The 12,851-nt window shown below is 39.8% G+C and carries 13 protein-coding genes, 1 pseudogene and 1 CRISPR repeat array; of the genes and pseudogenes, 10 read left to right on the top strand and 4 right to left on the bottom strand.

Annotated elements, in window-relative coordinates:
- Positions 1-268: integrase core domain-containing protein (locus FWJ32_RS02610; protein ID WP_149544415.1), on the top strand; the 268-nt coding region annotated here is incomplete at its 5' end.
- A gap of 81 nt (positions 269-349) precedes the next feature.
- A CRISPR array of direct repeats spans positions 350-843; the repeat unit is 30 nt; unit sequence GTTTTTAGCCTACCTCCAAGGAATTGAAAC.
- Between the two features lie 410 nt (positions 844-1,253).
- On the opposite strand, the pseudogene FWJ32_RS13805 reads toward FWJ32_RS02610, so the two are convergent.
- The 3 genes and pseudogenes from FWJ32_RS13805 to FWJ32_RS13540 all read right to left on the bottom strand — a co-directional run.
- Positions 1,254-2,437, bottom strand: a pseudogene (locus FWJ32_RS13805) (DDE-type integrase/transposase/recombinase); the annotation flags it as partial.
- Positions 2,438-2,472: 35 nt separating this feature from the next.
- Entirely contained in the window at positions 2,473-2,889 is a 417-nt protein-coding gene (locus tag FWJ32_RS02595; RefSeq protein ID WP_238988767.1) for a DUF6431 domain-containing protein, read from the bottom strand.
- Positions 2,880-3,056, bottom strand: a complete 177-nt coding sequence (locus FWJ32_RS13540; RefSeq protein ID WP_238988761.1) for a hypothetical protein — start codon at positions 3,054-3,056, stop codon at positions 2,880-2,882. Before FWJ32_RS13540 ends, FWJ32_RS02595 begins: the two co-directional genes overlap by 10 nt.
- A 515-nt stretch (positions 3,057-3,571) precedes the next feature.
- Between FWJ32_RS13540 and FWJ32_RS02590 the strand changes: the two genes are divergently transcribed.
- The 8 genes from FWJ32_RS02590 (at position 3,572) to FWJ32_RS02555 (ending at position 10,335) form a co-directional block, all read left to right on the top strand.
- Positions 3,572-5,644 (top strand): BglG family transcription antiterminator, encoded by a 2,073-nt coding sequence (locus tag FWJ32_RS02590; RefSeq protein WP_149544414.1) that lies wholly within the window; start codon positions 3,572-3,574, stop codon positions 5,642-5,644.
- Positions 5,645-5,869: a hypothetical protein gene (locus FWJ32_RS02585; protein WP_149544413.1), complete on the top strand. Its 225-nt coding sequence runs from the start codon at positions 5,645-5,647 to the stop codon at positions 5,867-5,869.
- Between the two features lie 12 nt (positions 5,870-5,881).
- On the top strand, positions 5,882-6,208 hold the full coding sequence (locus FWJ32_RS02580; protein WP_149544412.1) for a PTS sugar transporter subunit IIB: 327 nt from the start codon (positions 5,882-5,884) through the stop codon (positions 6,206-6,208).
- A gap of 14 nt (positions 6,209-6,222) precedes the next feature.
- Entirely contained in the window at positions 6,223-7,536 is a 1,314-nt protein-coding gene (locus FWJ32_RS02575) for a PTS sugar transporter subunit IIC (RefSeq protein ID WP_149544411.1), read from the top strand.
- 17 nt (positions 7,537-7,553) lie between these two features.
- Positions 7,554-7,874 carry a PTS sugar transporter subunit IIA gene (locus FWJ32_RS02570; RefSeq protein WP_149544410.1) on the top strand — a complete coding sequence of 107 codons (321 nt, stop codon included), beginning with the start codon at positions 7,554-7,556 and terminating at the stop codon, positions 7,872-7,874.
- Positions 7,875-8,368: 494 nt separating this feature from the next.
- Positions 8,369-8,686 (top strand): MazG-like family protein, encoded by a 318-nt coding sequence (locus tag FWJ32_RS02565; protein WP_149544409.1) that lies wholly within the window; start codon positions 8,369-8,371, stop codon positions 8,684-8,686.
- 117 nt (positions 8,687-8,803) lie between these two features.
- On the top strand, positions 8,804-9,718 hold the full coding sequence (gene trxB, locus FWJ32_RS02560) for a thioredoxin-disulfide reductase (RefSeq protein WP_149544408.1): 915 nt from the start codon (positions 8,804-8,806) through the stop codon (positions 9,716-9,718).
- A 17-nt stretch (positions 9,719-9,735) separates the two neighbouring features.
- Positions 9,736-10,335: a cyclase family protein gene (locus FWJ32_RS02555; protein ID WP_162523474.1), complete on the top strand. Its 600-nt coding sequence runs from the start codon at positions 9,736-9,738 to the stop codon at positions 10,333-10,335.
- Positions 10,336-10,354: 19 nt separating this feature from the next.
- Here the strand turns inward: FWJ32_RS02555 and FWJ32_RS02550 are convergent, their stop codons facing one another.
- Entirely contained in the window at positions 10,355-10,855 is a 501-nt protein-coding gene (locus FWJ32_RS02550; RefSeq protein ID WP_149544406.1) for a ferritin-like domain-containing protein, read from the bottom strand.
- Between the two features lie 339 nt (positions 10,856-11,194).
- Here FWJ32_RS02550 and hutU point away from each other — a divergent pair, with 339 nt between their 5' ends.
- Positions 11,195-12,847 carry a urocanate hydratase gene (gene hutU / locus FWJ32_RS02545; RefSeq protein ID WP_149544405.1) on the top strand — a complete coding sequence of 551 codons (1,653 nt, stop codon included), beginning with the start codon at positions 11,195-11,197 and terminating at the stop codon, positions 12,845-12,847.
- Positions 12,848-12,851: the final 4 nt, after the last annotated feature.

Raw genomic sequence — 12,851 nt, 5'->3', positions numbered from 1 at the left:
CAAACGCCAGGGTATATTACACGAGCGAATACCTGTAAGATCCCCGGAGAGAAATCCTAACATAGAGCGATTTTTCAGGACTTTGAAGGAAGAGTATATAATGCTAAATGAATTTGCAGGATATGGCTCGTTTATAAAAGGACTTGATAAGTTTATAATGGAATACAATACTATAAGGCCCCATCAATCGCTGGGCTATATGACGCCAAGCAAATTTTATGAAGAAATTTTAAGAAATAATGTGAGTCGAGGAGTGTTAGTCGTTTAAGTCCAAATAATCGGGGGCCAGTACATACCTCCAAGGAATTGAAACACAAATCCACTTTATTTTAATGAACATTTCTCTTGGGTTTTTAGCCTACCTCCAAGGAATTGAAACCAGAACGGCAGTGGAGAGTGCAGAAGCCCGATGGGACGTTTTTAGCCTACCTCCAAGGAATTGAAACCAGTGTCAGGACTGTAAATATAGCTGGAAATATCCAGTTTTTAGCCTACCTCCAAGGAATTGAAACAAGGGAAGTCAATATCAACACAGCAAAAAGTATATAGTTTTTAGCCTACCTCCAAGGAATTGAAACTCTCAAAAAGATATTGCAGAAAAAAGCGGATTAACAGTTTTTAGCCTACCTCCAAGGAATTGAAACTTGATTCGGGTTTCACGATTGATTATGGCGGTGGAGGTTTTTAGCCTACCTCCAAGGGATTGAAACATGAGTAGTCATAGAATTTCACCTGTGCCCATATTTTGTTTTTAGCCTACCTCCAAGGAATTGAAACCAAATTCGCTTCGTAGTTTTGCAACTTGCGTTTGCTGTTTTTAGCCTATCTCCAAGGAATTGAAACCAATGCAGGTGGCAACAGTAAAGGTGACGTTCAACAGGTTTTTAGCTTACTGTCAATTCTCAGATTAAATCTCCAAAATTTCTCAAATTACTCTGGCGCTCTTAAGAGGAATAACCATATTTTTTCTCAAATTATCATGGCTCAGTTTTGGCTCTTTTTCATTTTAAGTTAGCATTGCAGTTAAATTGTGATAATATCTGTTATTGTCATTTAAGATAGTTTGATATAAAATGAGAGCAGCAGGGGTTACTACTCTCATATGTTGATTTCATTTTGTGCCTGGTATATTGCTTCTTCATCTATCTCTTTTTGTTTTTTTGGAATATGCATAGATGAGTGAGGTAGTTACCAGGTTATTTATTAATCTGGGTACACCCCTGGTAGCACTGTGTAAACATAATTTTATTACCTCAATCGATAATATCGTTAAAGGATATTGATTGGTCTTTAGAACCATCCATACTGTCTATGGGTGTATTTCCGTCATAAATATTGTCTTTACTTGAGCCTTTTCGGTTTCCATGGTGTCTTAAAGGTATTTTTGCATTGTCATATAGGTTTACCTGATAAGCTTCTCCAACCCTTTTTCCTTCATGATAGAGGAGAAGTGGTACATTGCCTTTAAGCCACGTAGGGTCATACCTTACCTCTAAACGCATACCGGAAAACCTCTCATCAGTCTCATAGAGCATCTTTTCCACCTGAAGGGTGGCATCGCTGTTTACCTTCCGGCTCACCCTTATGAGGAAGCATTCATTTAAGGCATCTATATCCCTTACATGTTTATCCTGGATATCTGGGACATAAAGAAGTCTAAAGGACTCATGCCTATGCTGCTATGTTCCTTTGTGTTGCAGTCATCCTCCAGCCATTTTAAAAACTTCATATTGAGCTCTTCTATACTCTTTATGGATGCAGGGTCAACAATACTCAAAAACCTCATTCTCACCGTATGGAAAAATCTCTCAATTTTCCCTTTAGAATTTGGAGAGAAAGGCTCCGCGTGGATTAGTGTAGTGCCTATGGAGGCACATATATACGCTAATTGACTACTTCTATATATCTTACCATTATCTGTATATAGCATCTTAGGGATGCCTCTTCTAAGTACCACTTCTTTAAATGAGTCTCTCAAGGATAAGAAACTTTGGGCATAGTAAAAATTGGCATAGGTACACAGCCTTGAGGCATCATCGATATATGCGATAAGGTATGTCTGCCTCTTTGTCTTACCCTCTTTTATATATGGTCCATACATGACATCAGTCTGCCACAGTTCGTTTATATACTCGTAGGAGAACCTCTTTGTCTTACCTTCTTTTTCATTCTCATTATTACAGCTTATGGGCATGTCCTCTAAAAATCTATAGAATGTGGACATTGATAACTTGTCAGGGGATATCAGCTCTTCACCTATGAGTGTCTCATAGAGGAGTTTACCTGTCATATTGGGGTTTTCTATCCTTTTTTGCCTTATCTTCTCCGAAAGAACAGTATCTATCTTTCTGTATCTGCCACGGTCGCTCCTGTAGCCGGGTTTCAATGCCTCTATCCCACCCCTGAAGTATTGAGATAACCAGCTTCTTATTGTCTGATGCCCATTTTAATTTAATGATCTCAGTGCTAAAATTATGTGAGAGGGGCCAGAAATGATTTCTGACAGGCAGTATAGAATCTTTGGGAGAAGATAGGAATGCTGCTACCTAAAATGTCAAGGATCTCTCTGGCCCTCATCCTATCATTTGGGATATTAGAAAACTTTATGCATGGGTCTATCTGACGTAATCCATACATGATAAAGCCGAGATTATCAATTACCCTTCTGGTATAGAAATATATATGCTGCCTTGAAAACACCGTATATGGAGAAAATTCTCTCAGCTTGGCGATAAAGGAGCTGATGATTGTATCTCTTGACATAGTCTCGTTAACTGACATTACAGTCAAGTCAATAGAATACTGAAAATGTGGAAGGCAGAAATCGGGTAGGGATGAGACAGTCTTACTGCATACAGGGCATATATATCTTCTTATGGCTACCTCAATATATCCTGACCCATCTGAATGGCACCGGGAATAAAAGCCATGTTTTTTAATCTTGCCCTGCTCTTACAGTCAGGATGAGGGCATATGTCTGGCAGCTCCGGGAAATTGTAATCCTTGCCCTTATGCAAATATTCTTCAGTATCCCCTACATGGAAAATCATCTGCATAAAAATCACTCCATAAAATTAATGCTAAAGTAATGTGAGAAATAATTCTCACGTTGGTTTAGCATTAATTTTATCACAGGATTATTTAATCTGAGAAATTTTGATAGTTTTGGACTAATTTAATTTGAGAATAACAGTCAAAATAAATCTTGAAATACTTAAAAGTGTTGGCATTAAAACGGTATAATATAAAGCAAAACCGCTAAGACATTATAAGGTCGAGGCGGTATTTTTATGCCCAAAAATGAGGAAGTGATGATATTGGCCGTTTCAGATTCAAGCCTCTTTACAGGAGATAAAAGCGCAATTTCTCATATCTTTAAATATTGTAAAGGTGATTAAACTTGGTCATTTCGTTGTGAGACTTCCTTAATGTTTGAAGTAATTAAGTTTATGTCACACATGGTCTGCCATGCCTTATATATCTTATTGTTGAATTTTATAATCTTGGATATATAATTATAAGTGTGGTAAAAAATAATTATTAAATTTATGTCATTTAGAAGGTGGCCACCATGATTAAACTGAGTGCACGTCAGTTTGAGATTTTAAATAAATTAATTGAAGGTGAAAGTTTAAACATTGAAAAGATATGCAATAGATATGATGTCAGCAGAAGGACAGTATATAGGGAAATCAATGCAATTAATAAAGCAATAGGAAGTTATGGGATAGCCATATTAAATTCATCAGAAAGATTAACGCTTGAGGGCGAGACAAACAATCTGAAAAAACTAAGGATGGATTTGCTTGGTGTTCAACTGGACTTTGATGCTGATAAGCGCAGGACCTTGATATTGTCTGAACTGCTCCAGTTGAAGGAGCCTATAAAGCTTGAGTATTTTGCAAAAAAGTTTGGTGTATCGGTAGCAGCTGTAAGCTATGACTTGAAAGAATTGGAGAAGTGGTTTGAAGCTCATAATCTTTTACTTGTTACAAAGCCCGGGTTTGGTGTTTCAGTTACCGGGGACGAGAGTGACTTCAGGAAAGCTATTACTGATTTTTTGTATGAAAATATAGATACAGAATCCCTTGTTGAGTTTTTGAACAAGGCTAGTCCTGAGAGGACAAAAAATGATTTGAGTTTTAATAGTCACTTTTTGGATGTTATTGACCAGAAAACTGTTGTTGCCATTGAGAAATCTGTTGCCATGCTTTCCAATGAACTGGACTTTTATATTGCAGAGAGTTCATATATGGGGCTTATTATACATCTGGCACTGGCAATAAAAAGACTTGAGTCTGGTGAAAGTATAGAGATAGAGACAGATAAACTAAATGAACTTAGGGATACTGAAGAATATGCTTATGCCATGGCACTTGCAGGGTATCTTGAGGATGAGCTAAAGATTAAAATTCCTGAGGGTGAGATAGGATATATAACAGTGCACCTGCGTGGGGCCAGATACAGAGCCAATGTGGACACAGGTAATAGGAGCGAGCTTAATGATTTAGCAGACTCTTTGATAAGTGAGGCTGAGAAAATTTTTGGTACGTCATTTAAAGACGATGAACTTCTAAGGAGTGGCCTGTTAACCCATCTTGAGCCTGCTTTATACAGGTTGTCCACAGGCCTGGCCATTCGCAACCCCCTGCTGGAGGATATAAAGACAAAATACATGGACCTATATGAAAAAACAAAAAAGGTGTGCGAGGTTCTTAAGAGTGAGTCAGGTATACCTATACCAGACGATGAGATAGGCTATATTGCCATGCATTTTGGTGCTGCTATTGAGAGAAAAGAAAGAAACACGAGAAAGTACAATGTCCTTGTGGTATGTGCCAGTGGCATAGGAACATCCAGGATGCTTTTATCAAAGCTTCAGTTGTTTCCTCAGATCAATGTTGTGGATGCTGTATCCAGTTTAAAGTTAAAAGAAGGGATAGAAAACGAGGATATAGACCTGATAATATCAACTATACCGGTAAACAATATGAATATAAAGAGTGTTGTTGTAAATCCTTTACTGTTAAGTGAGGACATAGAGAAAATAAAAAATGCTCTAAACACCGACCTAATAATGAATAGAAGCGTACATGAATATAAGACAAAGAAAGATTATGACATCATGCATATAGCCAGATATGGCAGACACATGTTAAATATGCTGGACAGCATTGATATTACAGAATTAAACAGCACAACATCAGAAGAGTTGATTGATGAGTTATTGTCTTGCCTTTCAAGACGCAGTTTAATAACCAGCAAGGATGCAATAAAAGAGAGGCTTTTAAACAGGGAAAGCCTTGGGAAAATAATATTACCTGGGAGAGGGTTTGTAATATACCACTGCACCATTGATAGCCTTAAATATCCTCTGGTAATGGTAGGAAGGATAACAGGTAAAGTAACCATGAAAAACCTATTGAATGAAAATGAGACCATTAAAACCGCTTTTTTAATGCTGGCTCCAGAGGAAGACAGAGAAGGGATTGAGGTGATGGGAGATATCAGCGTCTCCTTGATAGAGGATAATTTGTTGATAGATAAAATTAATGCTGCAGAAGATAACAAACAACTGAGGAATGTCATTGAGGAGGCTATCAGGGGCAAATTTTTGGATGAGATAAAAAGGATGGTAATGTAAATGTTTGGGATTGCAAAAACGCAGTTGAGAGTTTTTTATCTGCTGTTACTTGGTGTTTGGGGCGGTGCATCCATATATACCATGGTAAAGATTGACTTCTGGCATGGGGCAATAGTGATGATGTTTGGGTTTTCTTTTACACTGTGTGTTTATTATATGCAAAAACTGTTTATAAAGATGATAGATTTGGAAAATAAAGCCTTGAAGGGAAACAATAAAAGATAAGAGGTGATATCCATGTCAATACATGCTGTGATTTTATGCAGCTGGGGAGCAACATCCAGCTCTCTTGCTAAGAAGGTTTCTGATGAAGCTAAAAAACAAGGGCTCGATATTGTTGTTGATGCCGGTGGTACAGGTGAGTTTAAGAAGAACGCAGAAAAATATGATGTGGCATTACTGGAGCCTCAGGTTAGACACTTGAAAAAGGAGATTGAGGGTATAGCCAGCAAATACAATATACCCGTCGATGTAGTGGATATGCAGGCTTTTGCAGTGATGGACGGTAAGAAGATACTGGATCAAATAATCAACCTTGCAAATAAAAAGGGTAGTGCCCAGTGAGGAGGGAACTGTAAATGGATGGAGATAGGCTAAATAATAACAGGTTTATGAAATGGATGGAAGAATCATTAATGCCTGTTCTGGCTAATATAGCTCAGAACGTATATCTTCAGGCAATACGTGATGCATTCAGCAGTTTTGCACTGCCGGTAATACTTACCGGTGCAATATTTCTTATAATAGCTAACCCGCCTACAGGCTTAAATTGGGGGCCGATAAACGCATGGGCCAATGCCATAAAACCAATTATGGGGCAGATTATGATACCATTTAACCTTACATTTGGTGTAATGGCACTTATGGTTGCATTTGGTACTGCGTACAGCCTGGCCGCACGTTGGGATCAGGACGAGGCTATAACGGGTTTAATATCCATGCTGGCCTTCTTGATAACCAGTTTCCCAGCGGAGGACATCACAAAGGTTAGTTTTGGTGACGCCCTGAATTATCTTGGTGGTCAAGGTCTTTTTATTGCAATAATTGTTGGCATAGTAACAGCTATTGTGGTGAGGTTTTTCAACCAGAGAGGTCTGGTAATAAAAATGCCTGAGGGGGTGCCACCCTATGTTGTTAGAAGCTTCATGGCTTTGGTACCTATGTTTGTTATGATTGTACTGGCATGGAGCGCTGAATGGATTGTATGGGCTAACTATCATATCACCTTGCCTCAGCTTGTTATAGACCTGTTTAAACCGTTGGTATCAGCGTCTAACAGTTATCCTGCAGCTCTGGCGGAGATAATCCTCATGATGCTTTTATGGTCGTTGGGTATCCATGGAATGAATGTGGTTTCTTCCATAGCTTATCCATTCTGGATGAATCAGCTTGCAGCCAATGCGCAAGCTGCTGCTGCAGGTCAGCCTCTTCCAGGAATAGTAACGGAGCCGTTTTTCCATGTGTTTACACATCTTGGTGGTTCAGGTACGACATGGCCTTTGGTTATAATGTTTTTACTGTCAGCATCGGCACAGCTTAAAGCTATTGGCAGGGCAGCCTTTGTTCCAGCTATATTCAATATAAATGAACCTGTAATATTTGGTGCACCAATTGTATTAAACCCAATTTTGATGATACCGTTTATGGTTGCACCGGCTGTAGTGGTAACAATAAATTATATCGCATTTGCCGCAAATATTGTGGCCAGGCCACTTCTGCAGCTCCCATTTACTGTGCCGGTATTTTTCAGTGGTTTTATATCCAGCGGAGGCGACTGGAAAGCCATAGTTTTGCAGCTTGTAGACTTACTTGTTGCCGGGCTGATATACTATCCCTTCTTTAAGATGTACGAAGCACAGCTTCTAAAGACTGAGAAAGCAACAAAACAATGAACGAAAAGGTGGTGCGAATGGATTTAGAACAGATAATATACAACCTGGTGCTTCACGGAGGCAATGCACGGGGTGAGGCCTATGAAGCATTGGACGCTGCGGAAGGTGGCAATTTCGATGAGGCTGAAAGACACCTGGAAAAAGCCGACGAAGAGTTTTATGCAGGTCATGAATACCAGAACATGCTGGTACAGGGTGAATCGAGCGAAACACCTAATTTCCTTGTAATACACGCTCAGGACCAGCTTATGACGGCGCTGGCTGAAAAAAATCTTATAAAGAGAATGATTGAACTGTATAAGAGGATAGATAAGTTGGAGAAAAAAATCCCGGGATAAGTTTTTGCCCGGGTTTTTTATTAAACTGAAGAAGCCTATAACAACCTTCTCTCCGGCTGATATAGATATTCTCACTACCTGATACTACCTTTCGGCAGCAGCAGATAATTACAACACCCATCATCAACCTTTGACCGACTATTAAGGATATCTAGTGCTCCTGCAACAATCTTTCGGCTGTTGCAGAAACAGAAGAAAGTTAAAAATTGTTCTTCAATTTTTACCAGATCTAATCGACACCCTGAATAGTCTTGGCTCGACTGCTATATATATCTGCCCCACACATATCAATCAAGAGACTGATATGCATAAGCTCGACACACGTAGCAATCTTCGCTCCGGCTAGTATGAATCATGCCACCCATAATAACCTTTGCCCGACTAATATACATCCCGTAGAACATATATCAGTCTTGGCCCGGCTGTTATAAGCCTCTTCTATTAATTAGGTTTCCCTGATATAATAATATTATTCATATAGAAAAGGTGATTTTATGAAAAATAGTGATTACAAGGTATTAAGTTTGCCAAAACTCAACAATCTCACTCCAAGCATAGAGTCCACTGCCTTGAAACTAATGGAAGAGGCCGGGGAATTGGCTCAGGCCATAGGTAAATTCAGGGGCTTGAACGGCGAAAGGGTGGATATGAGCGAAAAAGAGGTTATAGACCGCATATCAACTGAACTCTTAGATGTGGCACAGGTAGCTGTCTCCATGATGTTTGTCATGGAAGAGACATACGGGATAAACATTGAGGAAAAACTTGAAGAGCACATAGATAAACTCAAGAGAAAGGGATATATAAAATAAGAACAGGCAGCAAACAAATTATTTGTCTATTTTTTTACATTTTAATCTATACTTTGTATATTTAGGGTATATCATATATAATATAAACAGTCAATTAAGTAAATGGAGGTGGTTATTGTGTATGATGTGATAATAATAGGTGGGGGGCCTGCAGGGCTTACTGCCGGTCTCTATTCAGGTAGGGCGAACTTAAAAACCCTTATAATTGAGAAGAAGGCACTGGGTGGTCAGGCTGCGACCACATATAACATTGAAAATTATCCGGGGTATCTGTCTATTTCAGGACCTGACCTTGCAATGAAAATGGAAGAACAGGTGAAGAAATATAGTGTTGATATAACATATGGTGAAATAACTTCAGTGGATTTTAATTCCAGTCCTAAGAAAGTTACTGTTGGAGATAAACAGTATGAAGCCAGGACGGTCATCCTGGCTATGGGTGCATATCCGAGGGAGTTAGGCATTGAAAGCGAACAACGTCTCAGGGGTATGGGGGTGTCGTATTGTGCCACATGTGATGGTGCCTTTTTCAATGGCAGGACAGTTGCAGTGGTGGGAGGTGGCAATACGGCAGTAGAGGATGCCGTTTTTTTGACCAGGTATGCAGAAAAGGTATATTTAATACACAGGAGAAATGAGCTTAGGGCTACAAAGGCAGAACAGGAGAGGGCTTTTAAGAATCCAAAGATTGAATTTATATGGGACAGCGTGATAGAAGAAATAAAAGGGAATGAGTTTGTAGAAGGAGCAATTGTAAAAAATTTAAAAACCGGTGAGACAAAAGAACTAAAACTGGACGGCATATTTGTAGCTATCGGCAATGTACCTGATACTGCATTTGTTAAGGGAGTTATTGAGCTTGATGAAAATGGATATATATTGACGGATGAAGAGATGAGGACAAATATACCTGGTGTCTTCGCAGCTGGAGATGTAAGAAGAAAAAGTGTAAGGCAGCTGGTGACTGCTATGTCGGATGGGGCAATAGCTTCAATAAATGCAGAAAAATACCTGTCTGAATTAGGAAAATGAATTATTATGATGTAAGCATGAGGATATGGCAGGGTATGCCTGTATATCCGGGAGACCCTCACTTTAATTTAAAGTGGCTCAATAATACGACAGATAAGTTTGAATATATTCTCTCCATGTTTGCTATAGGTTCTCACTGTGGCACACATGTGGATTCTCCAAAACACTTCATAAAAGACGGTCAACCTGTAAATGAGCTTGGTATAGACAAACTTTGCGGAAAAGCAAAGCTGTTTTATATTGAGAATACTGAAGTCATAAGACCTAAAGACCTCTATGAGTTTGAAATAGAGAAAGGGGATATTCTAATAATTAAGACTGATAACTCGGAGTATATTCATAGAGAAAAACTTATAGACCACTTTACACATTTGACAAGAGAGGCAGCGGAGTATTTGAGAGATAAGGGAATAAAAGCCTTTGGGTTTGACTATATAACAGTTGATATAAATGACGATTTCCCTGTACACAAGGTGTTTCTTGGTGCTGGCATTCCAATAGTGGAAGGACTTGACCTGTATTTAGTGGAACCTGGTGAATATTTCTTTGTTGGACTTCCTCTAAAAATAGAAGGGGCTGAGGCAAGCCCCATAAGGGCAGTATTGATAAAAGAATAGCCTTTTGTGGCTATTCTTTTTAAAATGGATAAAACCCCATGTTATACCAGTTTGATTCAAATATCTCTTTATATTGCTTTTCTAAGGCTTCCCTATGGCCTTTTTCCCATTCAGCCAGACTTAAAAACAGGTTTTTCACACCGGCATCGTCAACATTTTCTGCAGCCTTTTTATAAAAGTCCATAAAGTCATTTTCTATTAGGTAGGCCATCCTTAAAAGCGTTATATCAGAGGTGCTGGTTTCAAAAGAAGATGATGCCGTACCTTGCTGTTCCATTCTCTTATTGAATAGCTCCGGACTCTCAAAATCGCTAACTGGCTTGTCTACCTGCTTACCATTGGAGAGGTTATCATACTGAGCTTTTAGATATTTGTAATGTGCCTCTTCCATCTTTGTAAGCTGTTCAAACAGGTCTTTAGCACCTGGATTTTTAACACTCTTGGAATAGTTGCTATAAAAGGATTCACCTTCCAGTTCCATACTCATGGCAAATTTAATAACATTTAATTCTTTTTCCATAATACTGATCCTCCTCTTCGACTTTTACTTATATAATTCTACTTTTCTTGTAAAAATCCTTCATAATTTTAAAAACCCTGTGACTTAATATAGCAAGGACAAAATAATCTCAGTTATTTTTTAGAGGGCTGTTGAAGAAAATCTCAAGATAGACTGTTACAATATTAGTTACAGTGGTAAAATTAAAGAGAGTCTTAATTTTATATATGAATCATTTCCACCACTAAATGAAAGACGGGAATGACTTGAAAATACTGTGGGCAAATGCGTACATTTTGAAAAGTTTTTAGGAGTCCTTTTATTGCTGCAAATATTATTTAAAATTATGGAGGGGATGTTATGACAAGAGTTATAAGAGCCCCGAGGGGGAATGAGCTGCACTGCAAAAATTGGCAGATTGAAGCTCCATACAGGACGCTTATGAACAACCTGGACCCTGAGGTGGGAGAGGACCCGGAACACCTTATTGTCTACGGAGGTGCTGGCCAGGCCGCTCGCAACTGGGAGTGTTTTGACGCAATAGTAAGAAGTCTGGAAAACCTGAATGAGGATGAGACACTTTTGGTACAGTCAGGTAAGCCAGTGGCGGTATTTAAGACCCATACCAGAGCCCCCAGAGTCCTTATATCCAACTCCATGCTGGTGCCTGCATGGGCTACATGGGAAGACTTCTGGGACCTGCAGGCAAAGGGACTTACCATGTACGGACAGATGACAGCAGGAAGCTGGATATATATTGGGACCCAGGGTATTCTCCAGGGGACTTATGAGACATTTGCTGCCTGTGCTAAAAAGCATTTTGATGGTACCCTTAAAGGTACTTTTACACTCACAGCAGGCCTGGGTGGCATGAGTGGTGCACAACCCTTAGCCGTTACTATGAATGATGGTGTTGTCCTCATAGTAGAGGTAGATAGGTCTAGGATTGAAAAGAGACTTAAGACTAAATATCTGGATGTGATGACAGATAGTTTAGATAAGGCTGTAGAAATGGCGATGAAGGCAAAAGAGGAAGGTAGGCCGCTTTCTATCGGTCTTGTAGGAAATGCAGCTGATGTACATCCAGAACTTGTAAGGCGCGGTTTGATACCAGATATTGTAACAGACCAGACATCAGCTCATGACCCGTTAAATGGCTATGTCCCAAACGGCATGAGCTTTGAGGAGGCCTTAGAGCTTAGGAAATCTAATCCTGAAGAGTATATCAAAAGGTCTAAAAGGGCCATAGCGGAACATGTGAAGGCTATGCTTGAGATGCAAAAGCGTGGAGCAATTGTGTTTGATTATGGCAATAACATAAGGCGTATGGCATATGATGAGGGTGTTACCAATGCCTTTGATATACCTGGTTATGTTCCAGAGTACATCAGAGACCTTTTCTGTGAGGGCAAGGGGCCATTCAGGTGGGTAGCACTTTCTGGAGATCCTGAAGATATATATAAGACAGACCAGAAAGTATTAGAACTATTCCCCGGGGATAAGTCTTTGGCACGCTGGATAAAGATGGCTGAAAAAAAGGTGGCTTTCCAGGGATTACCCGCCAGGATATGCTGGCTTGGTTATGGAGAGAGGACTAAGTTCGGCCTGGCCATAAACGAGATGGTCAGAAACGGCGAGCTTAAAGCACCCATAGTTATAGGCAGGGACCACTTAGATTCTGGTTCTGTAGCCTCTCCGTACAGGGAGACAGAAGCAATGAAGGATGGCAGCGATGCCATAGCAGACTGGCCCATATTAAATGCCCTTCTCAATGCAGTTTCCGGCGCTACATGGGTATCAGTACATCATGGCGGCGGTGTAGGCATAGGATATTCCATTCATGCTGGAATGGTCGTATGTGCTGATGGTACCGATGAGGCTGCATGGAGGTTAGAACATGTCCTTACCACAGACCCGGGTACCGGAGTTATGAGACATGCAGATGCCGGGTATGATATAGCTGTAAGGACCGCAAGGCATAGAGGCATAAAGATACCTATGCTGGGAGAATAAAGGG

Origin of the sequence: Calorimonas adulescens, from assembly GCF_008274215.1 — a bacterium.
Taxonomy (GTDB): domain Bacteria; phylum Bacillota; class Thermoanaerobacteria; order Thermoanaerobacterales; family UBA4877; genus Calorimonas; species Calorimonas adulescens.
Note: the sequence above shows the minus strand (reverse complement) of the source record. Positions and strands in the feature narration are given on the sequence as shown.